Raw genomic sequence first — 24,081 nt, forward strand, 5'->3', positions numbered from 1 at the left:
TTCCTTGTGGCCTCATGGCCGTATTGCCTTGTGGGTCAGTGAGCGAGCGCCGAGCGCCATCCGAGGCCTTCGACGGTCGTGCCGCGCGGCTTGTATTCGCAACCGATCCAGCCGGAGTAGCCGAGCGAATCGATGTGATTGAAGAGCCACGGGTAGTTGATCTCGCCCGTTCCCGGCTCGCCTCGGCCGGGGTTGTCGGCCAGCTGGATGTGGCCGATGCGCGTGATGTTCTTGGTCAATGTGTTGCCGAGTTCGCCTTCCATCCGCTGCGCGTGATAGATGTCGTACTGCAGCAGCAGGTTGGGCGAGCCGACCTCTTCGATCAACGACAGGGCCTGGTCGGTTCGGGTCAGATAGAAGCCGGGAATGTCGAAGCTGTTGACGGGTTCGATCAGCAGCCGGATGCCCGCGCTCTGCAGTTCGTTCGCCGCGAAATCCAGGTTATCGACCACTATCTTGCGTGCGTCGGCGGACGTCAGGCCATCGGGCAACTTGCCGAGCAAGCAGTTGACCTGCGGGCATCCAAGCGCTGTCGCATAGTCGATGGCGCGTGCCACGCCTTCGCGAAACTCTCCGGTGCGATCGGGGTGGCAGCCGATGCCGCGTTCGCCGCCTTCCCAGTTGCCTGCTGGCAGGTTGTGCAACACCTGTTCGAGGCCGTTGGTGCGCAGTGCAGCGGCCAGTTCCTTTTTGTCGTAGGCGTATGGGAACAGGTATTCGACCGCCTTGAATCCCGCCTTGGCAGCGGCTTCGAAGCGCTGCATGAAAGGCAGCTCGTTGAACAGCATCGTCAGATTGGCTGCGAATTTGGGCATTGTCTTGTCTCCTCGGGAATCGGAAATGACCAGTCAGTCGAGCATCGAAGCGGCAATTGCCGTCGGTGCGTCTTCGCGGCTTTCGGCAAGTGCCTCGAACTCGTTGATGGCGTCGATCTCGGTGCCCATCGCGATGTTGGTCACCCGCTCGAGCATCACCTCGATCACCACCGGCACGCTGAACTCGGCCATCAGCTTCTCGGCTTGCTTGATTGCCGGCGTCATCTCTTCCTGCTTGTAGACGCGGATCGCCTTGCAGCCGAGGCCTTCGACCACCTTGAGATGGTCGACGCCGTAGCTGCGCTCGACGCCGCTGTCTTCTCCGGCATTGATGTTGTCGAAGCCCAGTTGCACGCAATAGTCCATCTCGAAGCCGCGCTGTGCCTGGCGGATCAATCCGAGGTAGGAGTTGTTGACCACGATGTGGATGTAAGGCAGCTTGAACTGCGCACCCACGGCGAGTTCTTCGATCATGAACTGGAAGTCGTAGTCGCCCGAGAGCGCAACGATCTTGCGGGCGGGGTCTGCCGCACGCACGCCCAGGGCGGCCGGAATGGTCCAGCCCAAGGGGCCGGCCTGGCCGCAGTTGATCCAGTGGCGCGGGTTGTAGACGTGCAGGAACTGCGCCGCCGCGATCTGCGAAAGGCCGATCGTGCTGACATAGCAGGTGTCGTGGCTGAAGTTGTTGTTCATGCACTGGTACACGCGCTGCGGCTTCATCGGCACATCCGCGAAGTTGGTCTTGCGCAGCATGGTCTTCTTGCGATCACGGCAGTCGCTGGCCCATTCGCCGCGGTCGGGCAGGCGGTCCTTGGCTTTCAATTCCTCGGCGACCTGCACGAAGAGTTCGAGCGCCGCCTTCGCGTCCGACACGATGCCGAAGTCGGGCGTGAACACGCGGCCGATCTGCGTGGGCTCGATGTCGACGTGAACGAAGGTGCGGCCCTTGGTGTAGACCTCGACCGAGCCCGTGTGACGATTGGCCCAGCGGTTGCCGATGCCGAGCACGAAATCGCTGGCGAGCATCGTCGCGTTGCCATAGCGGTGGCTCGTCTGAAGGCCGCACATGCCCGCCATGAGCGGATGGTCGTCCGGGAGCACGCCCCAGCCCATGAGCGTGGGGATCACCGGAACGCCGGTGGCTTCGGCGAAACGTACCAGCAGCTCGCTCGCATCGGCATTGATGATGCCGCCGCCCGCGACGATCAGCGGACGCTCTGCCGCATTCAGCATCCCGATCGCCTTCTCGATCTGGGCGCGCGTGGCAGCCGGCTTGTAAGGCTGCAATGGCGTGTAGGCTTCGATGTCGAATTCGATCTGCGCCATCTGCACGTCGAAAGGCAGATCGATGAGCACCGGGCCGGGTCGGCCCGAGCGCATCAGGTGAAAGGCCTGCTGGAAGACCTGCGGCACCTGGCCGGGCTCGCGCACCGTGACCGACCACTTGGTCACCGGCTTGGAGATCGATTCGATGTCCACCGCCTGGAAGTCTTCCTTGTAGAGCCTTGCGCGTGGCGCCTGCCCGGTGATGCAGAGGATCGGGATCGAATCCGCCCACGCGGAGTAGAGGCCGGTGATCATGTCCGTGCCCGCCGGGCCGGAGGTTCCGATGCATACGCCGATGTTGCCGGCCACGGCGCGCGTGTAGCCCTCCGCCATGTGCGAGGCACCCTCGACGTGGCGCGCCAGGATGTGCGCGATGCTGCCTTGCCTGCGCAGGGCCGAATACAGCGGGTTGATGGCGGCGCCGGGCACGCCGAAGGCTTGCGTCACGCCTTCTTTTTCCATCACGAGCACGGCGGCTTGGGCCGCGGTCATCTTTGTCATGTCTGTTCTCCTTGGGTGCTTGCACTTTAGGAATTCGAGGCATCCGGCAGAAGACGGCAGGGGGCCATAAAACCTATTCCAAGGCGGAATAACTGGCTACGATCCGCGAATGGACAGACTGCTTGCAATGGAGATGTTCGTGCGCGTGGTGGAGACCGGAAGCTTCTCCAAGGCGGCGCGCGAGTTCAATACGACCCAGCCGACCGTGACAAAGCAGATCGCGGCGACCGAGACCCGGCTGAAGGCGCGCTTGCTCAACCGCAATACGCGCGGCGTGAGCCTCACCGAGACCGGCGCGCTGTACTACGAGAAGTGCAAGGCGATCGTGCGCGACGCCGAGGAAGCGGAAAGCGTCGTCAAGTTGCGGCAGTCGCAGGCGCAAGGATTGCTGCGGATCGGCACTTCGACGGCCTTTGGTCGCCGCGTGATGGTGCCGCTTGCGCTCGAATTCATGGCGCGCCATCCGCAGGTGCAAGTCGATCTGAGCTTCGAGGACCGCTACGTCGACCTGGTTGCGCAGGGCATCGATGTGGCGATCCGCATGGGCAAGCTCGCCGATTCGTCCCTGGGTGCGCGGTTCCTCGGCATGAATCCATGGGTGATGGTCGCGGCGCCGGACTATCTGAAGGAGCACGGAATGCCGAAGAAGGCGCAGGACCTGAGCGCCCACGTGGCGTTGATCTACAGCAGTGTGGTGGGCGACGATGTCTGGCACCTGCACACGCCGAGGGGCGAGCCGGTCACGGTGCCAGTGTCAGGCCGGTTGCGCTCGAACAATGTGTCGGCAGTGCTGGCCGCCGCGCGTGCGGGGCTGGGCATCGCGCTGATGCCGCGTTATGTGGCGAGCGACTCACTTGCCACGGGGCACGTTGTCGAAGTGCTCGCCGACCACGCCTTGGCCGAGCAGGAAATCCACGCGGTGTTTCCCTCGCCCAAGCTCGTGCCGGGGAAGGTGTCGAGCTTTGTGGCTTTCCTGCAGGGGCGTTTTGGGGAGAGGTGGTGGACCAGCGGCTGACGCGATGCGTCAATGTGCCTGCGACGCGACCGGAAGATCCGGCAGCACATTCAGAATCCGCAAGGTCTGCTGCACCACCTGGCTGAACACCGGCGCGGCCACGAGCCCGCCGAAGTACTTGCCCGCGCTGGGTTCGTCGATCATCACCGCGACGATGACGCGTGGCTTGTCGATCGGCGACATGCCGGTGTACCAGGCGCGGTACTTGTTGCTGGCGTAGCCCTTGCCCACCTGTTTGTGGGCGGTGCCGGTCTTGCCGCCGACCGAATAGCCTTCGGTCTGCGCGAGTGGCGCGGTGCCTCCGGGCGCGGCGGCCATGTGCATCATCTTGCGCACCTGGCTTGCGACCAGTGATGAGAACACCGGCACGCCGACCGGCGGTTCGTCGGACTTGAGCATCGTGATCGGAATGACCTTGCCGCCATTGGCGAACGCCGTGTAGGCATGGGCGATCTGAAAGAGCGAGGCCGACAACCCGTAGCCATAGGACATGGTCGCCTGCTCGATGGGCCGCCACGACTTGTAAGGCCGCAGGCGCCCGGTCACTGCGCCGGGGAATACCGTTTGCGGCTTTTGCCCGAATCCGAGCGAGGTGAACGAATCCCACATTTCCTTGGGCGTCATGCGCTGCGAAATCTTGGTCGCACCGACGTTGCTCGATTTCTGGATCACGCCTTCGACTGTCAGGACGCCGAAGTTCTCGTCGTCGTGGATGGTCGCGCCAGACACGGTGATCCGGCCCGGATTGGTGTCGATGATCGTCTGCGGCGTGACGCGGCCGAGTTGCAGCGCCGTGGCGACGGTGATGGGCTTCATCGTCGAGCCGGGTTCGAACACGTCGGTCATCGCGCGATTGCGCAGCTGCTCGCCGTTGAGGCTGTGCCGGTCGTTGGGGTCGAAGCTCGGGTAGTTGGCCATCGCGAGCAGTTCGCCGGTGTTGGCGTCGACCACGACGGCGCTGCCTGCTCTGGCCTTGTTCGCGGTCACGGCGTCGCGCAGCTTTTCGTAGGCGACCGCCTGGATCCGGTCGTCCAGGCTGAGCTGAATGTCATGGCCTTCGATGGGCGGCACCTGTTCGCCGACGTCCTCGACCACTGCGCCCAGGCGGTTCTTGATCACGCGGCGCGAGCCGGACTTGCCGGCAAGTTGCTTGTCGAAGGCGAGCTCAACGCCTTCCTGGCCGACATCCTCGATATTGGTAAAGCCCGCCACATGCGCCGCAGCTTCGCCCTCGGGGTATTGGCGCTTGTACTCCCGCCGCTGGTAGATGCCTTTGATGTCGAGCCCTGCAATCTGCTTGGCGACGGTGTCGTCCACTTGGCGCTTGAGCCAGACGAAGCTCTTGTCGTCCGCGTTCAGCTTGCGCGTGAGTTCGGCCAGTGGAATTCCGAGCAGCTCGGCCAGTTTCTTCATCTTCGGCTGCGTGGCTGGATCGGCGGGGTCGACGTCTTCGGGAATCGCCCAGATGCTGGGCGCCGGAATGTCGGACGCCAGGATGACTCCGTTGCGGTCCAGAATGCGGCCGCGATTGGCGGGCAGTTCAAGCGTCCGGGCGAAGCGCACTTCACCCTGGTGCTGGAAGAACTCGTTGCCGATCACTTCCACGTAGAACGCGCGCGCGGCCAGTACGAGAAAGCCGAAAGCGATCGCGGCCACGATCAGTTTGCTGCGCCAGACGGGGGTTTTGCTCGCGAGGAGGGGACTGGTTGCGTATTGGACGCTGCGTCCGGTTCGATTCATTGACGGTGGATTCCGATGGGTGCCGATGGGTTCTGACGTTGCGCGCGAAATGCTCAGGGTTTCAGGGGAGGCCCGTTCTCATCGTCCTCTTCGCTCTTCGACGACGCGAAAAGATCCCACGCCGCCATGAACAGCGCCGCAATCACGGGTCCGATCACGAAGCCGTTGATGCCAAAGATCGAAAGGCCGCCGATGGTGGACATCAGCACGATGTAGTCGGGCATCTGAGTGTCCTTGCCCACGAGCACCGGTCGCAGGATGTTGTCGACCAGGCCGATCACGAAGACGCCGATGAAGATCAATCCCAATGCCTTGGCAATCGCTCCGACGGCGAGGAAGTAGATGGCGACCGGCGCCCAGATCAGCGCGGCGCCGACTGCCGGCAGCAAAGAAAGGAAGGCCATCAGCGCGCCCCAGAGCAAGGCGCCCTGCACGCCCAGGAACGAAAAAGCGACACCGCCGATGAGGCCCTGGGCTGCGGCGACGGCGACGTTGCCCTTGATCGTTGCGCGGATGACCGTCGTGAATTTGTTGAGCAGATAGTGCGTGTGGGGCTTTGCAAGCGGCAGCGAGCCGCGCACGGTCTTCGACAGGTCGCTGCCGTCGCGCAGCATGAAGAAGAGCAGATAGAGCATCAGGCCGAAGCTCACGACGAATTCGAAGGTGTTCTGTCCGACGGCGAGCGCGTTCGTCGCGATCGTCTGGCTCCCCTTCATGGCGGAATCGGAAATGCGGCTGAAGAGGCCTTCGACGTTGTTCAGCCCGAAGCGGTCGAGAAGGTCGAGCGCCCAGCGCGGCAATGCGCCCACCACCTGCTGGAAATAGCTGCTGAACTTGATGTCGCCGGAGCGGACCTTGACCGAGACGATCGACACCTCCTGCACAAGGGACGCCGTGACGGCCGCGAGCGGAATGATGACGATGACCATCGCCATCAACAGCGTGGTGAGCGCCGCGAGATTGCGCCGGCCGTGCATTTTCTTGACGAGCCGCTTGTAGACGGGCGTGAAGAGAATCGCCAGGGCGATGCTCCACATGACGGCACCGGCGAAGGGGAGGAGGATCCAGCCGAAGGCAATCGTGACGATCGCCAGCAGGAAGAGAAAGGTGCCGCGCTGGAGGTCTGGGGTGTTCATAGGCGGGGTTTAAGTCTACCCCCAGGCTGCGCGCACTTCGTGTCGCTTCGCCAACCCCCTGAAGGGGGCAACACCAGCGGCCTGGCAAAGCCAGTTCCGCGGTGTTCCTGTTGCTCGCCCCCAGACACCCCCTACCGGGGGCAACACCGGCGGCCCGGCGAAGCCGGTTCCGCGGTGTTCACCGAACTTCGGGTCGTTGGCGGGAGGGGCGGGGGAGGGCTATGGGGGCCAGGGTGGCGCGGAGGCGCTCGTCGGCGGAGGGGTCGGCGGGGGTTTCGACTTGCAGGGCTTCTTCTACGTTGCCGATGTGGTCGAGCATCAGTTGGCGGGCGCGGGGGGTGTCGCCGGCTTCGAGGGCGGCGACGATGGCTGCGTGTTCGGCGCACGATTGGGCGGCTTCGTGCTTTGACTGGAAGAGGGTCGCGGCCAGGGTGGTTCGGGCGGTGAGATCGCGGAGGACATCGCAGAGGAGGCGGTGGCCCATCTGGTCGGCCAGGCAGACGTGGAAGTCGGCGAGGAGGAAGGCGCGGGTGGCGGCGTCGGCACCGGCGATGGCGCGCTTTTCGTCGGCAATGTGCTCGCGCAGTTTGCGAATGACTTTCGACAGAGGGCGGCCCGCTTCGCCGAGGATGCCGGATTCGACGATACGGCGTGCGGCAAAGGCGTCTCGCGCCTCTTCGGCGGAGGGTTCGACGACAAACCACCCTCTGCGCGATTGGACCTCCACGAAACCCCGCGCCTGCAACTGCATCAACGCCTCGCGCACCATGGTGCGGCTGACGCCGAAGTTTTCCGCCAGCGCCTGCTCGCCGAGACGATCGCCGGGCGCGAGCTTTTGCGCGAGGATGGCTTCGACGACGCGCTCGGCGATCGTGGTGGGTGTGACGTCGGCCATTTTTGTTCAGTGTGCCGGCTGGACGATGCCGGGCGCTTCGGGAGATTGGGGCACGAGCGGTTCGGCCAGCGGCTCGTCCTCGAGCGAGTGCGTGCCGTTGAGCACCGCATGGGCGCGCTCGCGGTCGATGTCTCCTTCCCACGCGGCAATCGCCACGGTCGCGACGCAGTTGCCCACCAGATTGCCGAGCGCGCGTGCGATCCCCATGAACCAGTCGACCGACAGCACCAGCACCAGTCCGATGGCGGGAATCGCCGGAATCGCGTGCAACGTGGCCGCCAGTACGACGATCGCGGAACCCGGCACGCCGTGCGCGCCCTTGGACGTGACCAGCGCAATCGCGAGGATCGTCAGCAGGTCGGACATCGAAATCGGCGTGTTGGTTGCTTGCGCAATGAAGACTGCGGCCAGCGTGATGTAGATCGAGAAGGCGTCGAGATTGAACGAATAGCCGGTCGGGATCACCAGGCCGACGGTCGAGTCGCGAATGCCCATGTTGCGCAGCTTGGCCATGATCTGCGGCAGCACGCTGTCTGACGAGGTGGTCGCGAAGACGATGGTGAGTTCTTCACGCAGGTAGCGCAGCAGCTTGAGAAGGCTGAACCCCGACAGGCGCATCACGGTCCCGAGCACGACAAAGACGAAGATCAGCACCGAGACGTAGAACAGCGCGACCAGCATGCCGAGCTGCTTGAGCGAGCCGATGCCGTACTGTCCGACCGTGAAGGCTATAGCGCCCAGCACGCCCAGCGGCGCCAGCTTGATGATGATGCCCATGATCTTGAACAACACCAGCGAGAGGGCATCGACCACGGCAGAGACCGGCCTGCCGCGTTCGCCGAGCAGCGAAAGCGCGCAGCCGAAGAGCACCGCGAAGAGCAGCACCTGGAGCACGTCGCCCGTCGCGAAGGCGTTGACCACCGTTGTCGGGATCAGCTTCATGATGAACTCGACCGTGCCGCCGCTGGTGAGCTTGTCGGCTGTGGAGGTGTAGGCGCTCATGGCCGCGGCGTCGAGCTTGGACGGGTCGACATTCATGCCGACGCCCGGCTTGAATATGAAGGCCAGCAGCAGCCCCAGCCCGAGCGCGATGGTCGTCAGCACTTCAAAGTAGACGAGCGCCTTGACGCCGACGCGTCCCACGCGCTTCAGGTCGCCCGCACCGGAGATGCCGTGCACCACGACACAGAACACCAGCACGGGGATGATCATCTTGATCAGCTTGATGAAGCCGTCGCCCAAGGGCTTGAGCTTGACGGCGAAGTCAGGAAAGAAGAGTCCCGCCACGACGCCGAGTACCAGCGCAATGACGACCTGACCGAAGAGGGATTTGGCGAAGCGGGGCATGGAAGGTCTCCCAGGGTGGGTAGGTTTGCATGCAAGGCGTCCGCTGTCTTGCATACAAGCAATGTAGGCAAGATTTGAGATTTTGGTTTGCGGGTATTCCCGGGTCCTGCAGCTGCTTCAAACCGGTTGTTCTAGGTAAATAAATGCGCAAACAAGCCAATAGATGCGCAAACAGCCTCCTAGGGACGGAAGGGCATATTCGCCAGCTTCATGGCGTGCAGGGGAGGGGCGGCGGGGTGTCGCGTGCTGCAAACGGACCGCCTGAAGCCACCCTCTGGAGCGGAAACGAACAGCCGCTTCGGAGCAAGCTGTACAGCCGTTCAGGGCCCTGAAGCGGCTGTACAGATTTCTCCGAAGCGGTCCTCCAGATGGAGGCAACGACTTTGACCCATGCGTGCGAACTGTGGGCAATCTTGAGCAACGTAAATCAGCCCCCACTACTGGCAACCCGCGCGCTGAGGGTCAGCTCGCGGTGTCGAGCGACATCAGGAACTGACCCCCGCATTGACTCATCCGGTCTGCTACCAGATGAGCTCAGCTCCAAGCCTCACGTAATGTGCTACCTGCTGGATGGTCCAGCCGGAGCACCCCAACGTGACGAGGCGAGTGAGCATGTCAACACGCAAGGAGCTAATCGACGTTGTCGGTGCCCGGTATCGATCGAGTCCCAGGGCAGAGCGGGGCTCGATCCTCGATGAGTTTGCGGCGATCACCGGCTACCACCGCAAGCATGTGATCCGCCTGCTGTCGAAGCCAGCTGAGCCGCCGAAGCAGCGCAATCCCCATGCCCGGTATGGCGCAGACGTACGCGACGCTCTGGGTGCCCTCTGGGAGGTCTCCGACCGCATTTGTTCGAAGCGGCTGAAGGTGATGATCTCGGCATTGCTTCCGGCGATGGTTCGACACGGCAGGATCAGCGACTCTCCGACGCTGCGCGACTTGCCGGCCCTTCGACCGTTGCTGCGTGCGACCATTTCCGCGACGCTTGCGAACGAAATTCAACGACGAGGAATTCGTGCGCGCGAAGCACTGTACGGCATGTGGCGGATCCCTGTGGTTCAGCCCACAGTGCCTGGACGACGACTCGCGCCCTCAGCCCTCACGCTGTATGAAGTCCACAAAGGCCCTCAACGGCGCGGGCAGCAGCCGGCGGCCGGGGTAGTAGAGGAAGGGGCCAGAGAAACGCAGCCACCAAGGCTCCAGGATCGGCTCGAGGGCGCCGCTGTCGAGATGGGGCCGCAGCCAGTCCTCGAACAGGTAGATCACACCGGCACCGGCGATGGCCGCATCGACCGAGAGATCGGCGGCCGAGCCGATCCGAACGATCAATTGGCCGGTCACGTCGATGCGCAGGGCTTCGCCATCGCGCTCGAACTCCCAAGGGGGCATCGACCCGCTGGCGAAGCGCCCGCGCAGGCAGGCGTGGCCGAGCAGGTCGCGCGGATGCTCTGGCCTGCCGCGGCGGTCCAAGTACGAAGGCGCTGCGGCCACCGCGAAACGCTGCACGCGCGGGCCAATCGGCACCGCGACCATGTCTTGTTCGAGCCGCTCGTCGTAGCGAATACCGGCATCGCAACCAGCGGCCAGCACATCGACGAAACCGTCCTCCGCGATCACCTCCAGCGAGATCCCCGGATAAGCGGCCAGAAACGGCGGCACGATCGACGGAAGCACGAGTCGCGCGGCGCTGATCGGCACATTGAGCTTGAGCGTGCCCGCCGGCCGGTCGCGAAAGCCGTTCACCACATCGAGCGCCGCCTCGACCTCGGTGAGCGCAGGCCGCAGCCGCTCGAGCAGGCATTCGCCAGCTTCCGTCGGTCGCACGCTGCGCGTCGTGCGATGCAGCAGACGTACCCCGAGCTGCGTTTCCAGCCGGCGCACCGCCTCGCTCAAGCTCGAAGCGCTCCCACCGCTCAGGCGCGCCCCGTCCCGAAAGCCCTTGGCGCCCGCCACCGCCACGAAGGCGTTGAGATCTCCGAGATCGACTTTCATTGTTCTGAATCCTGCACAGCCCGTGCCGATTATCAGGGCTTATCAAGCACGAGCTCGCTGCCTAGACTGGCTTCACGACACCTTCTTCGTCGACACGACATCCAGGAAAGCCATCATGCCCAGCACGCAGACCCGCAGCACTTTCACCCTCGGCGATCGCACCGTCCATCGGCTCGGCTACGGCGCCATGCAGCTCGCCGGCCCCGGCGTGTTCGGCCCGCCCAAGGATCGCGAGGCGGCACTGGCCGTGCTGCGCGAAGCGGTTGCCAGCGGCGTCGATCACATCGATACCAGCGACTTCTACGGCCCGCACATCACCAACCAGCTCATCCGCGAGGCGCTCTCGCCCTACGCGAAGGACCTCGTCATCGTCACCAAGATCGGCGCGAAACGCTCCGAAACGGGCGACTGGCTGCCGGCGTTCTCTGCCGCCGAGCTCACGCAGGCGGTGCACGACAACCTGCGCAACCTCGGGGTGGACGTGCTGGAGGTGGTGAACCTGCGCATCATGTTCGATGTGCACGGCCCGGCCGAAGGATCGATCGAGGCGCCGCTGGCGGCGCTGGCCGATCTGCAGCACCAAGGGCTCGTGCGCCACATCGGCCTGAGCAACGTCACCTCCGCACAGGTCGCACAGGGACGCAGCATCTGCCGTATCGCCTGCGTGCAGAACCAGTACAACCTCGTGCATCGCAACGACGACGCGCTGATTGATGACCTAGCGCGCGACGGCATTCCGTACGTTCCCTTCTTCCCGCTGGGCGGCTTCACGCCGCTGCAGTCCTCCGGGCTTTTCGAGGTCGCGCAGCGCCTGGGCGCCACGCCGATGCAGGTGGCGCTGGCCTGGCTCCTGCGCCGCTCACCCAACATCCTGCTGATTCCCGGCACCGGGTCGGTCGCGCACCTGCGCGAGAACCTGGCAGCAGCGAAGCTGGAGTTGCCTGCCGACGTAATGGAAGCCTTGGACCGTGTGGCTGCGGCCAGGGCCGGATGACTCTGGGTGCCTCGAACTGTTGATTTCCATGGAATCCTGACCCCCCGGGGGTCAGTTTGTCGTGTCGCCTGACACGCGGCGGTCGTCTGCGGCCGGCGGGGTGGGAGAACCAGACGCTGACTCCGGGACTGCTGCCCAGGCCCGTAAGTGTGGGCGCAACACCCTCTTGACGGTCTGATCGATGGCGATCAGATGTCGAGCATTTGGCGTAGATGCGGAATGGCACGCGCCACGAATGGCCGTCGCCGGTGTCGAGCCACGCGCGCATCCCTGTCGCAACGGGCAGAAAGTTGATGCCAACAATATCGGAGCCCATCCATCGAAAGCAGTGAGGCCTATATGCCCACGGATGATGTGCGCCGTGCCACTCGCGGCTAGGAAGTTCTTGCGTGATGCTTGCTGTGAGGCAACGCGGGTGCTCTGCTCTAGGCCTTGATTTCGGTGGACAGGATAGGGGCGCCAAGAATCAAGAAGACGTCGCCTTCGGTGGTGCGCTCGAGGGCGAGGATCGGGAATACGCGCTTGAGGTCGGCATGCTTCGCCCAGGATCCCGGCCCGCGCTCTCCATTCGGTGCCGCCGAGATGGCCGCAAACCTCGAGCTCCAGCCTCGACCGCCGCGATTGCCCGACGGCGCCCGGCATACCCCACCGGCACGGTGTGTCCACTTTCCTCGAACTCCTTGACGTCGTAGCAGTTCGCTCGCAGGTACGCACTAGGAAGGGCATGGTCGCGTACCCTCTGTCCCGGTTCGGACCACAGTTGCATCATGACGTCGCCCGCCACGTTGAATGAGTCCCACGAGTTCATGATCGACGCATGGGGCTTGAAGCCGATCGAGTTGAGAAATTCAGTCAGAGTCATCGCGTTCGCTGGTTGCATGTCCGCTTTGGGCGCATCTGCGGCAGCGCCGAGGGTCCGGTTGTGGCCGCATTCTGCCGGACGCACCCCTCTCGGTTTTAGATGTGGGCGCTCTTGGAACGATGCTTTCGGTGCTCGCACACGCTGGACAGAATGCTGTCCTATGACCACAGCAGACCCTACCGCCAAATTCGACCATTCGCGAGCCGCAGAGTACGAGACACAAAGCCGCATTGCACTCGCCGGCTACGACGCCTGCCACGACCTTTCTGCATGCCTCTTGTCGGCGTCTCTCGGGTCCGAGCCAAAGCACATTTTGGTCGCCGGAGCCGGAGGGACTGGTCAGGAATTCCTCACGATGGGCAAACTGGAATCTCAGTGGACCTTCGTTGCGGTGGACCCGTCCGTCCCGATGCTTGAGCAAGCGATGGGACGCGTGGAGCGAGCGGGTCTTTCGAATCGGGTCGAGCGGTTCAGCGGCGCGATGGACGCTCTGCCCATGTCGCGCCAGTTCGATGCCGCAACACTCATCGGGGTCTTACACCATGTTCCGAGCGATGAAGGGAAGGATAGGCTTCTGCGCGACCTGGCCGCGCATCTCCATCCTGGCGCACCGCTTATCGTCGCGTGCAATCGTTGCGCCTATGAATCGCAGCCCTTGTTTCTGGAGGCATGGGCCCGGCGCTGGCGCATGGCCGGCGCAAGTGAGGAAGAGGTTGCTGCAAAGCTTGCCAAGATTCGCCTGGGTGCCGTCCCCCCGGCCTCCGAGGCCGAAGTGGAGGCGAAGCTTGCTACATCAGGATTTGACCGCCCGCTTCGGTTCTTCTCAAGCCTTTTCTGGAGCGCATGGATTGCCTTCAAGTGCACCTAATCGGTACACGAAGCTGCCTGAGGTAGGCGTGCCGGAACGTCGGGTTGTGGCCGCATTCTGCCTGTCGCTACGGCCGGCAAGCGGCGTAGATGAAGCAGTCACGGGGCTGAGCTGAGATGTTCGGATGGACCGTGTGGCGGGCGAGCCGCCCCTCCAATAGAAAGCCGCTTTTCTCCAACGCCCGGGCGGACGGGCGGTTGTCGACATCGCAGGTCGCTTCAACGCGAAACACCGCTGGCAGATGAAGCGCCAGGGCTGTAAGCGCCTGAATGGCTTCAACCATCAAGCCTTGGCCCCAGTGCTGGCGTGCGAGCACATACCCAATATTGACAATTTGGGCGCTTGGACGAGCTTCGAGCATGCCGATGAGTTCGCCGCTCGACTTCAGGGTGATGATGTACGGGTAAGCCGAGCCGGCGTTCCACTGAGCAACGCAGCCAGTGATGAAATCGCAGGTGGCCTCCAACGAGGCATGCGGTTGCCAAACCATGTACCGCGCGACGTCCGCATCTTGGGTGTACGAGGCGAACATTCCCTCAGCGTCTGAGAGTTTCGGAGCGCGCAGCGCGAGGCGCGGGGTCTCAATGAAGCCGGGAAATGCCGGGGAGGTCTGGTCCATGAGAGGTTACGTCGGAAGGTCTGGTTGTTGACGACTGCCGTCCATCATGGGAGTAACGCTTCATGCACCGTCGAGCGTCGGGGCATGACACGCGACGCACAGCTTGTTCCCGTCCGGGTCGCGAAAGTACGCGCCGTAGTAGTTGTCGTGGTACTGCGGGCGAAGGCCTGGCGGCCCCTCACAGGTTCCGCCATGGTCCAACGCGGTTTGGTAGGACGCTCGGACGGCCTCCCTGGAGGACCATTTGCCCGTTTCCAGGGTGGTGCAACTGTCCGTCGTAGGGCTTGCAGATAACGAAGAAGGGGCGCGCCCCGTCGGTGCTGTGCCAGCCGGCCTATGGCTTCTCGCGGACCCGCTAACGGCGTCAGCCGGCCAGGCGCGCTGCAAGCTGCCGGACGGTTCGCGCGCTGGCGCCCTTGCCGGTAATCGCCAGCGCCGGGGGGTTGGCCAGCATCCGCTCGAAGACCGCCCGCACTTCTTCCGCTCCGATGTCGTCGATCACCGCAATCGCTTCGCTCATCGGCGTCACGGTCCCGCTGGCAAAGAGCTCTTCGACGGCATGCTCCATCGTTGCGTAGGTCCGCTCCTCTGCGCGCACGCGGGACACGGTCAACTGATTCTTCGCCCGCTCCAGGTGCACCGGATCGACGGTGGTGGCCTGCGCACGCAGCAGGCCGCCCGTCGCCGTCATCAGCGCATCCAGCTTGTCCGGGGTACTGACCGCATGCACCACGAAGGTGGCCCAGACGTCCCCGCTGTCCATTGTGGAATGCGCCGTGTAGGCCAGGCCGAGCTGTTCACGGACTGTGTCAACCAGGGGCGCCGACATCCCGCCTCCAAACAGGTTGGCCGCAAGCGTTGCCGCAAGGCGCCAGCGCTGCTGCGACATCTCCTCCTGCAGCGCGGGCGCCAGCGGATAGGCAATGTTCAGGAACACCTGCGACACCTGCGTGAAGCGCCGGGCCATGGCATGACCGATGTACTTCGCGGGCACCGGCTGCCGCGACACGAGTAGGTCGGCCGACGGGGGCATCGCTGCAAAGAGTTCCCCTGCGACCGCGACCCAGGCGTCGACGTCGAAATTCCCGGCCGCAGCGACGACGGTCTTTTCCGCGACGTAGTGGGACTGCACGTGGCGGATCAGGTCGTGCCTTGTAAAGCTTTCAATGTTGCCGATGGTGCCGATCACAGGCATGCCCATTGGGTCATCGCCCCAGATCGCGCGGTCGAGCAACTCGTTGGAGTAATCCTGTGGATCCTCCTCGTACTCGATGGCCTCCTGGCGAATCACTTCCAGCTCGCGCTGCAGTTCACTCTCGGGAAATGTGCTGTTCAAAACGATGTCTGCCGTCATGCGCAGCAGCTGCTCCGCGTGCCGTCCCAGGCCGGTCATGAAGTAGCCGGTGGTGTCCTTGCCAGTGAACGCGTTGACATCTGCTCCGAGCCGCTCCGCATCCAGGTTGATGGCCTGAACGGAGCGGGTGGTGGTCCCCTTGAACGCCATGTGCTCCAGGACATGCCCGATGCCGTTGGTGACCTGCGTCTCGTCCCGGGAGCCGACACGCAGGAACACGCCCACACTCGCGCTCTGCACATGGGGAATGTGAATGGCGAGCAGCCTCACCCCGTTTGGAAGCGTGTGGAGGACCGTGGTGGTGCGCTCCGCGTTCAGCCGGACCATGGCTCAGCGGCCTTCCGGCTGCTGCAGCCTGATGCCGATGCCGTAGAGCGCGAGCAGGCCCAGCGCGTGCCCGATGGCCACGCCGGGCTCACCCGCTTCAATGCGGCCGATGGTTTGGACATGCACACCAAGGCGCGCGGCCGCGGCTGCCTGGCCCTCGCCGCACGCCGATCGGGCCAGCCTTGCCGCTGCCCCCAATTCCCGGATTGCATGCAAGGCGTCGTCGCCGATGCCTGCCGATATGCGCTTTCCTTTGGCCATCGGTGCATTGTCGCTGCGCCTTGTCGTGTTTCGTCATTCGAACCTGACCAGGTCCTTGAAGATCAGCCGACCCCAGGTGTTCCCGCGCGCCTGCACAAGCAATCCACCTTCAGATAGTCCGCCAAGGTTGATCGGCGCGAAACCGAGATTCGCCGCCAGCGCACCAACCTCCGTCGCTGCATCGTCATCGTCGCTTGCCAGGAACACGACGCGCCTGCCACCGTGTACCGCCGGTTCTTGGTCAAGGACAGTAGCAGCCAAGTGGTTGAAGCCTTTGACCAGTCTTCCACCGCTGAAGGCCTGCGCGACGGCCTTGGATGAAGGTTGTCCTTGCAGGTCCTCCGGAGACACGCCATAGGCATTGGTCACATCGATGATGATCTTCCCTTTCCATGTCGGCAGTGCCTTTGCGACATCTCGGTGCGAGTCGAAACGAACGGCCAAAAAGAGGATGTCCGCCTTGACTGCTTCGGCCAGCGTCTTGGGAATGACTTCGGGACCGATCACGGCCGCGTCGGCTGCAAAGCTCTTTGGATCGCGTGTCGTTGCAACAGATACTTCGAGCCCATTGCGGGCAAATGCCTTGGCCAGAGCCTGGCCAATACTGCCGAAACCAATGATTGCGTAGCTCATTCTTGCTTCCTTTGGTCAGAGTTGCGCCAAGCCACCGTCGACGGCGACCTCGCTGGCGGTCATGAAGCTGCTGTCCGACGAGGCGAGGAAGGCGGCCACCGCTCCGATTTCTGCCGGATCGGCCATGCGTTGAAGCGGAGTCATCGCAGCAAAGGCCTTCTGGCCCTCCTCACCCAGCGCTTCCTTCGCGAGGTCGGTCGCCGTCGCTCCGGGCGAGAGCACATTGACTCGGATGCCGCTGCCCTTCAAATCCTCTGCCCAGGTCCTCGCGAGGTTGCGCACTGCCGCCTTGCTCGCGCTGTAGGCACTCATCCCCGCAGCGCCCGTGGTGCCGGCGCTCGATCCGGTCAGGATGATCGACGCGCCCTGGCTCATCAGCGGCAACGCCTTCTGAACCGTGAAGATCGCACCTTTCACGTTGGTGTCGAAGGTCTCGTCGATGTGCTCGGAGGTGATCTTTCCGAGCGCGAGCTGGCTTCCCGCCCCGGCATTGGCGAAGACGATGTCGAGGGTTCCGCGCTCTGCCTTCACAGCCGCGTAGAGTCTGTCGAGGTCTGCCAAATCGGACACCGAGCCCTTTACCGAGCGGGCATTGGGGCCGAGATCGGCCACAGCGGCGTCGAGCGCTTCCTGCCGACGGCCGAAGATGAAAACGAAGGCGCCTTCATCGATAAAGCGCTTTGCCGCGGCGCGGCCGATGCCGGTCGCGCCACCGGTGATCACGGCGGTCTTTCCATTCAGTCTGGTCATGTGATGAATCCTTGCTTGTACATGGCCGAATCTTGAGACGGGTGCTCGGATCTGAGAAGCCGGTATATTGAGATGCAACCCATCTGGCTCAAAGATGGAAGGAGCATTCATGTTGGACGGCGTGTCTCTCGATCAACTTCGAACTTTCGTGGCCGCCGTGGATGAGGGGAGCTTCTCGGCTGCTGCGCGGCGACTCCATCGCGTGCAGTCCGCAGTCAGCAGTTGGGTCGGAAGTCTGGAGGCCCAGATCGGCGTCAAGCTCTTCGATCGGTCGGGCCGCTACCCGAAGCTCACACCCGAAGGCGTCATCCTGTTGGCGGACGCTCGCACGGTTGTTTCGGGAGTCGAAACGCTCAAGGCTCGCGCCAGGCTGTTGTCGGCTGGGCTCGAGGCCGAACTCTCGGTTGTGGTCGATGTGTTCTTCCCGACTGCCGTCTTCAGTGCTGCGGCGAAAGCGTTTGCAAGCCAGTTCCCGCTCACGCCGCTGCGCGTGTTCGTGGAAGGGCTCGGAGCCGGCTATGAACCGGTGATCGATGGTCGCTGCGGCTTGGGCATCCTGGCGCCGCTGTCCCTCGAATTTCCTTCGCTCGTCAGCGAAAGCATCGGTCCGCTGTCCCTGGTGACGGTCGCCGCGCCCGGCCACCCGCTGGCGCGTCTCAAACACCGCATTCCGAAAGCGGCGCTGGCCGATCAGGTGCAACTGGTGCTCACGGACCGCTCCGAACTGAGCGCGGGCCGCGACTATGGGGTGAAGTCGGCTTCGACGTGGCGCCTTGCAGACCTCTCGACAAAGCACGCGTTTCTGCGCGATGGTGTCGGGTGGGGCAACATGCCGCTGCACATGGTGAGCGGCGACCTTGCAGACGGCACGCTGGTGTCAATCGATGTCGAAGACATGCTGCCGAAGGGCTACTCGATGACGATCGCTGCGTTTCACCGGGCATCGCAGCCGCTCGGACCCGCAGCCCGGTGGCTGATCGATGACCTCAAAGCACGCTACGCCGAAGAAGGGCATTCGCAGCCAACCGGCCGGTAAGCCATATCAGTTCGACGAGTGAATAGAGATCCAACTCCTCGACCTCACCTCGACCTCAATGTGTCATGCACTCCAAAGCCCGTATCGAGAGGGCGGTGCGCCCGACTTTCAGGGCCACGACCGGCTTGCCCGCGGCACGCATCGCGGCCACGGCAGCGGCGAGGCGCTCCGGATGGCGAATAGCTTCCAGGAACAGGCATGCCATGCGCGTGTTCGGATCGGCAGCGAACCATATGCGTTCTCAATGCGAGAACGCTTCAGCCGGCGCGGGCTCGCAACACCTGCTTCGCGAAGTCGATGAAGGCGCGCAGCTTGGGCTGCTGCTGACTGCGCATCGGAAAGTACAGGTGCAAGCCCGGCCCGCTGATGCAATACGCCGACAGCACGGCGCGCAGGCGCTTGGATTCGATCTCGGGCGCCGCCACCAGGTCGGCCGTGTAGACGAGGCCGGCGCCGGCCTTGGCCAACGCAATCATCGTCAGGTGATCGTTGACGATGGTGCCGCCCGCCACGTCGACCGATAGCGGCCGTCCCTTGTTCTGGAGCTGCCAGCGGTAGACCATCTTGGCGGTCGGAAATCGATAGCCGATGCACTGGTGCTGAAACAGGTCTTCGGGTTTCCTGGGCACGCCGTGTTGCGCCAGGTAGGCCGGTGTGCCGAGCACGCGCCAGCGAAAGCCCGGCAGCACGGGCAGCGCCACCAGATCGAGTGCGATGCGCGGCACCGAAAGGCGCAACACGCCGCTGGGCCGCTGGCGCAGCGCATCGATATCGCCCAGCGCCTCGACGATCTCGCCGGTGGCCGAGCGCAGGCGCCGGTGCAGCTGTGCACCGGCCTCGGTGAGTGCCACGCTGCGTGTGGTGCGCAGGAACAGAGGCATGCCCACTCGTACTTCGAGCACTCTCACGGCTTGGCTTACGGCCGCGGGCGACACGCGCAGTTGCGCAGCCGCAGAGCGAAAGCTGCCCTGGTCGGCCACGGCCATGAACTCGGTCAGGCCAGAGAAGACATCGATGCGTGCCATGTGAGCGCGTCGTCATCCGATGGCGCTATTGCTGGGGTGACGACGACACCCAAACCATCCGCGGCATCAATCTGATGCGGGTCCGCGGCGGGCAAATCGTCGAAGCGATGGGCTACGTCAAAGGGTAGGGGATTGGCACAGCCCTGTACCGGTTGGTCGGGCTGGAGTCTCTTCTGGTAGATAAGGATGGCAGCATCATCACTGACAACCACTTCACAGAGGACTCTCGAGATGACCATCACCATCACCGCCTTTGAACGGTCGCCCGACGGAGGCAGGGGGCTGGCACGCGACACGCGCGTCCGCTGGGCACTGGAAGAAGCCGGCCTGCCCTACGAGGTGCGCCTGGTGTCCTTTCGCTCAATGAAGGAGCCCGCGCATCTGGCGCTGCATCCCTTCGGGCAGATACCCACTTACGAGGAGGGCGACCTCGCGCTGTTTGAGACCGGCTCCATCGTGCTGCATATCGCCGAGCACCATCCCGGCTTGTTTCCCGCCGATGCCAATGCACGGGCGCGTGCCATCACGTGGATGTTCGCGGCGCTCAATACCGTCGAGCCTCCCATCCTCGAACTCGTCACAGCCAGGGTGGTGGAAGGCAGCAGGCCTTGGTCAGCCGAGCGGCTGCCCCTCGTGGAGGACCGCGTGCGCGCCCGTTCGAACCAGTTGGCCGTGCGCCTGGGCAATGGTGACTGGTTGGACGGCGATTTCAGCGCGGGCGACCTGCTGATGGTGTCGGTGCTGCTTCGGCTGAGACCGTCTGGCCTTCTGAACGAGTTTCCCAGCCTCGCCGCCTATGTCTCTCGCGGCGAAGCGCGGCCTGCTTACCAGCGGGCATTCGCAGCGCAGCTGGCAATCAACGCTGGCCCTCTCTGATCTAGGCAATCAGGCCTTTGGCCCGTACCGCCACGGTTCGGTGTTGACCCACGACGCCGCGTGGCCACTTGCTCAGTCGGACCGCAATGCAAGACGCGCCTTCACGGCCTGCACCAGCGGATCGATCGACGAAGGCGGGAAGGGCGAGACGCTGCTGACGTTGACCTCGCAGAGCACGAAGCGTTCGGGATCACCGTCGGCCGGCTCGCCCAGCATGAAGTCGCAGTCCCACAGCATCGGCAACTGCGCGCGCGTCAAGCCGAGGCGTTGTTGCAGTTGCGCTATCCATTGCGTTTCGAGCAGACGCTTCAGCGTCTGGAATTGCGGCAGCTCGGCGCCGTGATAGTGACGTGGCCCCGGCGTGGGCGCCTCTTCGCCCGCACGTGCCGGGTGCAGCGCATTGATGGCCTGGTGGCCGAACCCGGTCACGCGGTCCTCGACCATATAGGCGCGCACGATGCCGTCGACCAGACGCGGTTGCCAAGCCTGGTCGATCATGTGACCGCCGTTGACAGGTTCGAAATACGGCGCCATGCGCTGGAGCAATATCGGCAGCTCCATGCGCTCTTCCTCGCTGCCGCGTTGCGCATGCCGCACGCGCAGCAGCGGCGAGTCTTCGATACCCTCGACCCGCCACACGCCGATGCCGCTATGCCCTCGATATTGCTTGAGCACGCGCGCTCCGTGGCGCAGGCGATCGGGCAGCCCGGCTGCAAGCTCGTCGAGGGTGTCGACGCGGACCGCATCGCTGCCGAAGGGCAGGTCACGTACGTCAACCAGCACATCTTTTGTGCCCAGGCGCAGGATGGTGTCGGGATGAGTACTGACGAAGACGCCTGCCTGCGCTGCTTCACGCAACACAGCGTCGAGCCGATCGCGGCGGCGACCGCCCTCGACTGGATTGCACCAGACGAGCACGGCGTCGACGCGCCGCAGCTGCGCGGCAACCTCATCGGCAAATTCGTCATGATAGACAGCCGGTTCCGCGGCCACGCCGGCCCTCGCGAAGGCTGCGAACAAGGCCGCGAAGCGGCTTTCGGCCGGATCGCTGCGCTCGCGGATCGGACGATCGCCCGGGTAGAGCAAGGCCACAGATGGCGGGCGAGTAGATGGCATGACGTTCATCCGCGCGGTTTCAGCCATCTGATAGGAGTGCTCGGCCGACCACGCCCACCGGCCGGCCTTTGTGAAGCTGCGAAGTTTGCTGAGACTCCGAGGCCGAGTCGTTCTGAGGTTATTCGATGCCCTTTCCCGTTGCTTCGTGCAGGTCGTAGTCGCGCAACATCACCGGCTCGACGGAACCGCCCGAGACGCGCCTGCGCACAGCCGCATCGATTTCCTGCGCGTGATGCTGGTAGGTCGCCAGCGGCTCGTCGTCACTGGCGGTCGGCCGATAGCAGTAATGCAGAGTCTCCTTGCCAATGCTCGCGCCCACCAGCGCGCCATCGATGGGAACCCAAAAGTGGACGGAGCCCGAGGCCTCATGAAAGAAAGGAGGGTACGACATGGGAGGTTCTGGGATTGCTTCTTCGGTCATCGATCCAGAGCGACGCTCTTGCTTCGATGGCATGGATGGCATCGCTGCCATGGGCGAATTGCCTGCACGAGATGATGTGGCACTGGCACGCGTCTTTGAAGTACAGCATCGCGCCTGCGGCCACCGTGCCGCCCAAGGAAACACTGCTGAGGTGGCTGCTTATCTCCCAGCCTTGATAAGAAAGGCGCGTCGAGTCGCGGTCGTATTCCATGGTGCCTTGCTTGAGCAGGGGCTGAGCCCGATGGTCCCTTCTACGCCACGCACGGCCGGTCGTCAGTTCGGTAGCGCACAGACACAATGCATCGGCCGGCGGCTTGGCCGCTCAAGTCGACGCCTATCCTCTGCTTTGATCTTCGAGTCGCGTCGCGGTTACTGTGCGGCACCGCACACAGGCAAGCAGCGACCCCTATACTGGCTTTGTCGGGTGCGCGAGGGGCGCCGCTCCGGCTGATCCTAGGTGTCTTCTTTGCTGCGGAGTTTGCGCGATGCCCAAGTCCCCCGACCCGTTGAAGAACCATCTGCTTGCCGCGCTGGCGGACCCCGAGCGGGAGCGCTGGTTCCCAGAACTTGAGGCTGTCGACATGCCGTTGGGGCAGGTACTCTATGAATCGGGCAGAACGCTGAGTCACGTGTACTTTCCGACCACGTCGATCGTGTCGTTGCTGTACGTGATGGAGAACGGCGCCTCGGCCGAGATCGCGGTGGTGGGCAATGAGGGCATCGTCGGCATTTCGCTCTTCATGGGTGGCGAATCGACGCCCAGCCGTGCGGTGGTGCAGAGCGCCGGCCGGGGGTTCCGATTGCAGGCCGATCTCATGAAAGAGGAGTTCAACCGGGCAGGTCCTGTGCTGCACCTGCTGCTGCGCTACACCCAGGCATTGATTACGCAGATGGCCCAGACGGCTGTGTGCAACCGGCACCATTCGCTGGACCAGCAACTGTGTCGCTGGCTCTTGCTGAGCCTCGACCGCCTGCAGGGTAGCGAGCTCGTGATGACGCAGGAGTTGATTGCCAACATGCTCGGTGTTCGGCGCGAAGGCGTGACCGAGGGTGCGCTCAAGCTGCAGCAGGCCGGCCTGATCCGCTATGCGCGCGGCCACATCTCGGTGCTGGATCGCGCGGGGCTGGAGAAGCGCACCTGCGAGTGCTATGCGGTCGTCAAGTCCGAGTACGACCGGCTGCTTCCGGCCGACATTGCGACCTGAGCGTTCGTGCGTGAGCGAGGCGCTGCCGATCACTTGCCGCTGTGTGCGTTGGCAGACAGTCAGGGTGCGCGGCGGCGGGCAGACTACGGCGCCTTACCCTTCGAAAGCGTCCGTTGGCCCCAGAAAACCATCTCATCCAATTGCTGCCCCGCGCAGATCGCAAGCGTTTGCTTGCTGTTTGCCAGCCGGTTCAATTGGTGCTGGGGGATGTGGTGTACGAGCACGCAGCGCACACCCGCTTTGCCTGGTTTCCAGTCGACGGCTTCATTTCACTAGTCGCCCGTATCGATAGCCATCCGGGCCTGGAGGTCGGCATGGTCGGCCGCGAAGGCATGCTCGGAGCGCATCTGGCACTTGGCGTTTCGACCACGCCGTTACGCGCGGTGGTGCAGGGCCCTGGCACCGCCTGGCGCCTCACCGCTGCCAACTTCCGGCGCGAGCTTGAGCATAGCTCCGCGCTGCGGCGCGCAATGGCCCGCTATACGCATGTCCTCATGATGCAGTTGGCCGCGTCCGCTGCATGCCTGCGCTTTCATCTGATCGGGCCGCGCCTGGCGCGCTGGTTGCTGATGAGCCAGGACCGCGCGCATGCCGACAGCTTCGCCATGACGCAGGAATTTCTGGCCTACATGCTAGGCGTGCGTCGTGTTGGCATCACGGCAGCCGCTGGTGCCCTTCAGCGGAAGGAGCTGATCGAGTACCGTCGCGGCACCCTGACAGTACTGGATCGCGAGGGGCTCGAAGCGGTGGCCTGCGCGTGCTACGGCGCAGACCGGAGGGCATATCATGAATTGCTGTGACGTCACGCAAGCCTTCGTCTACTGCCAAGAGTTAAATTCCACACGCGGGGAAATGGCCAAGAAAATCCAGCTCAACGATGCACAGTGGAATAGGTTGCAAAGCCTGGCAAATGAAAATGGGAGGAGCCGGCCCGCCGAAACGACTGGCGTATCACATCGCTTGAGGT

The 24,081-nt window shown here is 63.8% G+C and carries 24 protein-coding genes and 1 pseudogene; 7 read left to right on the plus strand and 18 right to left on the minus strand.

Features of this window, described 5'->3' with window-relative positions:
- Positions 1–35: 35 nt before the first annotated feature.
- Both hyi and gcl read right to left on the minus strand, forming a co-directional pair.
- Positions 36–815, minus strand: coding sequence for a hydroxypyruvate isomerase (gene hyi / locus AC1DEK_RS12960; protein ID WP_478125629.1), 780 nt, complete (start codon positions 813–815; stop codon positions 36–38).
- A gap of 33 nt (positions 816–848) precedes the next feature.
- Positions 849–2,642, minus strand: coding sequence for a glyoxylate carboligase (gene gcl / locus AC1DEK_RS12965; protein ID WP_478125630.1), 1,794 nt, complete (start codon positions 2,640–2,642; stop codon positions 849–851).
- 109 nt (positions 2,643–2,751) lie between these two features.
- Between gcl and AC1DEK_RS12970 the strand changes: the two genes are divergently transcribed.
- The gene (locus tag AC1DEK_RS12970) at positions 2,752–3,657 is read left to right on the plus strand and encodes a LysR family transcriptional regulator (RefSeq protein WP_478125631.1); all 906 of its coding nucleotides are present in this window, start codon (positions 2,752–2,754) and stop codon (positions 3,655–3,657) included.
- Positions 3,658–3,666: 9 nt separating this feature from the next.
- Here AC1DEK_RS12970 and AC1DEK_RS12975 read toward each other — a convergent pair whose 3' ends face one another.
- The 5 genes from AC1DEK_RS12975 to AC1DEK_RS12995 form a co-directional block, all read right to left on the minus strand.
- Positions 3,667–5,397: a peptidoglycan D,D-transpeptidase FtsI family protein gene (locus AC1DEK_RS12975; protein ID WP_478125632.1), complete on the minus strand. Its 1,731-nt coding sequence runs from the start codon at positions 5,395–5,397 to the stop codon at positions 3,667–3,669.
- 53 nt (positions 5,398–5,450) lie between these two features.
- Positions 5,451–6,533: an AI-2E family transporter gene (locus AC1DEK_RS12980; protein WP_478125633.1), complete on the minus strand. Its 1,083-nt coding sequence runs from the start codon at positions 6,531–6,533 to the stop codon at positions 5,451–5,453.
- Positions 6,534–6,711: 178 nt separating this feature from the next.
- Positions 6,712–7,428 carry a GntR family transcriptional regulator gene (locus tag AC1DEK_RS12985; RefSeq protein ID WP_478125634.1) on the minus strand — a complete coding sequence of 239 codons (717 nt, stop codon included), beginning with the start codon at positions 7,426–7,428 and terminating at the stop codon, positions 6,712–6,714.
- A 6-nt stretch (positions 7,429–7,434) separates the two neighbouring features.
- A complete protein-coding gene (locus AC1DEK_RS12990) occupies positions 7,435–8,775 on the minus strand; it encodes a C4-dicarboxylate transporter DctA (protein WP_478125635.1) in 1,341 nt (446 codons plus the stop codon).
- Positions 8,776–9,867: 1,092 nt separating this feature from the next.
- Positions 9,868–10,767, minus strand: a complete 900-nt coding sequence (locus AC1DEK_RS12995) for a LysR substrate-binding domain-containing protein (protein ID WP_478125636.1) — start codon at positions 10,765–10,767, stop codon at positions 9,868–9,870.
- Between the two features lie 115 nt (positions 10,768–10,882).
- Here AC1DEK_RS12995 and AC1DEK_RS13000 point away from each other — a divergent pair, with 115 nt between their 5' ends.
- A complete protein-coding gene (locus AC1DEK_RS13000; protein ID WP_478125637.1) occupies positions 10,883–11,761 on the plus strand; it encodes an aldo/keto reductase family oxidoreductase in 879 nt (292 codons plus the stop codon).
- 1,022 nt (positions 11,762–12,783) lie between these two features.
- A complete protein-coding gene (locus AC1DEK_RS13005) occupies positions 12,784–13,491 on the plus strand; it encodes a class I SAM-dependent methyltransferase (RefSeq protein WP_478125638.1) in 708 nt (235 codons plus the stop codon).
- Positions 13,492–13,558: 67 nt separating this feature from the next.
- Here AC1DEK_RS13005 and AC1DEK_RS13010 read toward each other — a convergent pair whose 3' ends face one another.
- The 6 genes and pseudogenes from AC1DEK_RS13010 to AC1DEK_RS13035 form a co-directional block, all read right to left on the minus strand.
- Positions 13,559–14,110, minus strand: coding sequence for a GNAT family N-acetyltransferase (locus AC1DEK_RS13010; RefSeq protein WP_478125639.1), 552 nt, complete (start codon positions 14,108–14,110; stop codon positions 13,559–13,561).
- 60 nt (positions 14,111–14,170) lie between these two features.
- Positions 14,171–14,444: pseudogene (locus AC1DEK_RS13015) on the minus strand (VOC family protein); the annotation flags it as partial.
- A gap of 30 nt (positions 14,445–14,474) precedes the next feature.
- A complete protein-coding gene (locus tag AC1DEK_RS13020) occupies positions 14,475–15,791 on the minus strand; it encodes a M16 family metallopeptidase (RefSeq protein ID WP_478125640.1) in 1,317 nt (438 codons plus the stop codon).
- Positions 15,792–15,794: 3 nt separating this feature from the next.
- Positions 15,795–16,052, minus strand: coding sequence for a helix-turn-helix domain-containing protein (locus tag AC1DEK_RS13025; protein WP_478125641.1), 258 nt, complete (start codon positions 16,050–16,052; stop codon positions 15,795–15,797).
- A gap of 33 nt (positions 16,053–16,085) precedes the next feature.
- The gene (locus AC1DEK_RS13030) at positions 16,086–16,685 is read right to left on the minus strand and encodes an NADPH-dependent F420 reductase (protein WP_478125642.1); all 600 of its coding nucleotides are present in this window, start codon (positions 16,683–16,685) and stop codon (positions 16,086–16,088) included.
- A gap of 15 nt (positions 16,686–16,700) precedes the next feature.
- Positions 16,701–17,435 carry an SDR family NAD(P)-dependent oxidoreductase gene (locus tag AC1DEK_RS13035; protein WP_478125643.1) on the minus strand — a complete coding sequence of 245 codons (735 nt, stop codon included), beginning with the start codon at positions 17,433–17,435 and terminating at the stop codon, positions 16,701–16,703.
- 109 nt (positions 17,436–17,544) lie between these two features.
- Here AC1DEK_RS13035 and AC1DEK_RS13040 point away from each other — a divergent pair, with 109 nt between their 5' ends.
- Positions 17,545–18,471: a LysR family transcriptional regulator gene (locus tag AC1DEK_RS13040; protein WP_478125644.1), complete on the plus strand. Its 927-nt coding sequence runs from the start codon at positions 17,545–17,547 to the stop codon at positions 18,469–18,471.
- Positions 18,472–18,526: 55 nt separating this feature from the next.
- Here AC1DEK_RS13040 and AC1DEK_RS13045 read toward each other — a convergent pair whose 3' ends face one another.
- Together AC1DEK_RS13045 and AC1DEK_RS13050 are read right to left on the minus strand one after the other, a co-directional pair.
- Complete coding sequence (locus tag AC1DEK_RS13045) at positions 18,527–18,706, minus strand: hypothetical protein (RefSeq protein ID WP_478125847.1); 180 nt, start codon at positions 18,704–18,706, stop codon at positions 18,527–18,529.
- A 22-nt stretch (positions 18,707–18,728) separates the two neighbouring features.
- Positions 18,729–19,496, minus strand: coding sequence for a LysR family transcriptional regulator (locus tag AC1DEK_RS13050; protein WP_478125645.1), 768 nt, complete (start codon positions 19,494–19,496; stop codon positions 18,729–18,731).
- Positions 19,497–19,727: 231 nt separating this feature from the next.
- Here AC1DEK_RS13050 and AC1DEK_RS13055 point away from each other — a divergent pair, with 231 nt between their 5' ends.
- Positions 19,728–20,372 carry a glutathione S-transferase family protein gene (locus AC1DEK_RS13055; protein ID WP_478125646.1) on the plus strand — a complete coding sequence of 215 codons (645 nt, stop codon included), beginning with the start codon at positions 19,728–19,730 and terminating at the stop codon, positions 20,370–20,372.
- 72 nt (positions 20,373–20,444) lie between these two features.
- Here the strand turns inward: AC1DEK_RS13055 and AC1DEK_RS13060 are convergent, their stop codons facing one another.
- The 3 genes from AC1DEK_RS13060 to AC1DEK_RS13070 all read right to left on the minus strand — a co-directional run bounded on the left by AC1DEK_RS13060 (position 20,445) and on the right by AC1DEK_RS13070 (position 22,120).
- Positions 20,445–21,488 (minus strand): Cj0069 family protein, encoded by a 1,044-nt coding sequence (locus tag AC1DEK_RS13060; protein WP_478125647.1) that lies wholly within the window; start codon positions 21,486–21,488, stop codon positions 20,445–20,447.
- 118 nt (positions 21,489–21,606) lie between these two features.
- Complete coding sequence (locus tag AC1DEK_RS13065; protein ID WP_478125648.1) at positions 21,607–21,879, minus strand: DUF1488 family protein; 273 nt, start codon at positions 21,877–21,879, stop codon at positions 21,607–21,609.
- Positions 21,854–22,120 (minus strand): hypothetical protein, encoded by a 267-nt coding sequence (locus AC1DEK_RS13070; RefSeq protein WP_478125649.1) that lies wholly within the window; start codon positions 22,118–22,120, stop codon positions 21,854–21,856. Before AC1DEK_RS13070 ends, AC1DEK_RS13065 begins: the two co-directional genes overlap by 26 nt.
- A gap of 274 nt (positions 22,121–22,394) precedes the next feature.
- On the opposite strand from AC1DEK_RS13070, the gene AC1DEK_RS13075 reads away from it, so the two are divergent.
- Both AC1DEK_RS13075 and AC1DEK_RS13080 read left to right on the plus strand, forming a co-directional pair.
- The gene (locus AC1DEK_RS13075; RefSeq protein WP_478125650.1) at positions 22,395–23,114 is read left to right on the plus strand and encodes a Crp/Fnr family transcriptional regulator; all 720 of its coding nucleotides are present in this window, start codon (positions 22,395–22,397) and stop codon (positions 23,112–23,114) included.
- A gap of 113 nt (positions 23,115–23,227) precedes the next feature.
- Positions 23,228–23,914: a Crp/Fnr family transcriptional regulator gene (locus AC1DEK_RS13080; protein ID WP_478125651.1), complete on the plus strand. Its 687-nt coding sequence runs from the start codon at positions 23,228–23,230 to the stop codon at positions 23,912–23,914.
- The last annotated feature ends 167 nt before the right edge of the window (positions 23,915–24,081 follow it).

The organism is Variovorax sp. 10N420 (assembly GCF_056394705.1).

What these genes read in the sequence shown, in the direction of transcription:
- hyi (WP_478125629.1), bottom strand. Translation starts at nt 815, where the DNA reads ATGCCCAAATTCGCAGCCAATCTGACGATGCTGTTCAACGAGCTGCCT.
- gcl (WP_478125630.1), bottom strand. Translation starts at nt 2,642, where the DNA reads ATGACAAAGATGACCGCGGCCCAAGCCGCCGTGCTCGTGATGGAAAAA.
- AC1DEK_RS12970 (WP_478125631.1), top strand. Translation starts at nt 2,752, where the DNA reads ATGGACAGACTGCTTGCAATGGAGATGTTCGTGCGCGTGGTGGAGACC.
- AC1DEK_RS12975 (WP_478125632.1), bottom strand. Translation starts at nt 5,397, where the DNA reads ATGAATCGAACCGGACGCAGCGTCCAATACGCAACCAGTCCCCTCCTC.
- AC1DEK_RS12980 (WP_478125633.1), bottom strand. Translation starts at nt 6,533, where the DNA reads ATGAACACCCCAGACCTCCAGCGCGGCACCTTTCTCTTCCTGCTGGCG.
- AC1DEK_RS12985 (WP_478125634.1), bottom strand. Translation starts at nt 7,428, where the DNA reads ATGGCCGACGTCACACCCACCACGATCGCCGAGCGCGTCGTCGAAGCC.
- AC1DEK_RS12990 (WP_478125635.1), bottom strand. Translation starts at nt 8,775, where the DNA reads ATGCCCCGCTTCGCCAAATCCCTCTTCGGTCAGGTCGTCATTGCGCTG.
- AC1DEK_RS12995 (WP_478125636.1), bottom strand. Translation starts at nt 10,767, where the DNA reads ATGAAAGTCGATCTCGGAGATCTCAACGCCTTCGTGGCGGTGGCGGGC.
- AC1DEK_RS13000 (WP_478125637.1), top strand. Translation starts at nt 10,883, where the DNA reads ATGCCCAGCACGCAGACCCGCAGCACTTTCACCCTCGGCGATCGCACC.
- AC1DEK_RS13005 (WP_478125638.1), top strand. Translation starts at nt 12,784, where the DNA reads ATGACCACAGCAGACCCTACCGCCAAATTCGACCATTCGCGAGCCGCA.
- AC1DEK_RS13010 (WP_478125639.1), bottom strand. Translation starts at nt 14,110, where the DNA reads ATGGACCAGACCTCCCCGGCATTTCCCGGCTTCATTGAGACCCCGCGC.
- AC1DEK_RS13020 (WP_478125640.1), bottom strand. Translation starts at nt 15,791, where the DNA reads ATGGTCCGGCTGAACGCGGAGCGCACCACCACGGTCCTCCACACGCTT.
- AC1DEK_RS13025 (WP_478125641.1), bottom strand. Translation starts at nt 16,052, where the DNA reads ATGGCCAAAGGAAAGCGCATATCGGCAGGCATCGGCGACGACGCCTTG.
- AC1DEK_RS13030 (WP_478125642.1), bottom strand. Translation starts at nt 16,685, where the DNA reads ATGAGCTACGCAATCATTGGTTTCGGCAGTATTGGCCAGGCTCTGGCC.
- AC1DEK_RS13035 (WP_478125643.1), bottom strand. Translation starts at nt 17,435, where the DNA reads ATGACCAGACTGAATGGAAAGACCGCCGTGATCACCGGTGGCGCGACC.
- AC1DEK_RS13040 (WP_478125644.1), top strand. Translation starts at nt 17,545, where the DNA reads ATGTTGGACGGCGTGTCTCTCGATCAACTTCGAACTTTCGTGGCCGCC.
- AC1DEK_RS13050 (WP_478125645.1), bottom strand. Translation starts at nt 19,496, where the DNA reads ATGGCACGCATCGATGTCTTCTCTGGCCTGACCGAGTTCATGGCCGTG.
- AC1DEK_RS13055 (WP_478125646.1), top strand. Translation starts at nt 19,728, where the DNA reads ATGACCATCACCATCACCGCCTTTGAACGGTCGCCCGACGGAGGCAGG.
- AC1DEK_RS13060 (WP_478125647.1), bottom strand. Translation starts at nt 21,488, where the DNA reads ATGCCATCTACTCGCCCGCCATCTGTGGCCTTGCTCTACCCGGGCGAT.
- AC1DEK_RS13065 (WP_478125648.1), bottom strand. Translation starts at nt 21,879, where the DNA reads ATGTCGTACCCTCCTTTCTTTCATGAGGCCTCGGGCTCCGTCCACTTT.
- AC1DEK_RS13070 (WP_478125649.1), bottom strand. Translation starts at nt 22,120, where the DNA reads ATGGAATACGACCGCGACTCGACGCGCCTTTCTTATCAAGGCTGGGAG.
- AC1DEK_RS13075 (WP_478125650.1), top strand. Translation starts at nt 22,395, where the DNA reads ATGCCCAAGTCCCCCGACCCGTTGAAGAACCATCTGCTTGCCGCGCTG.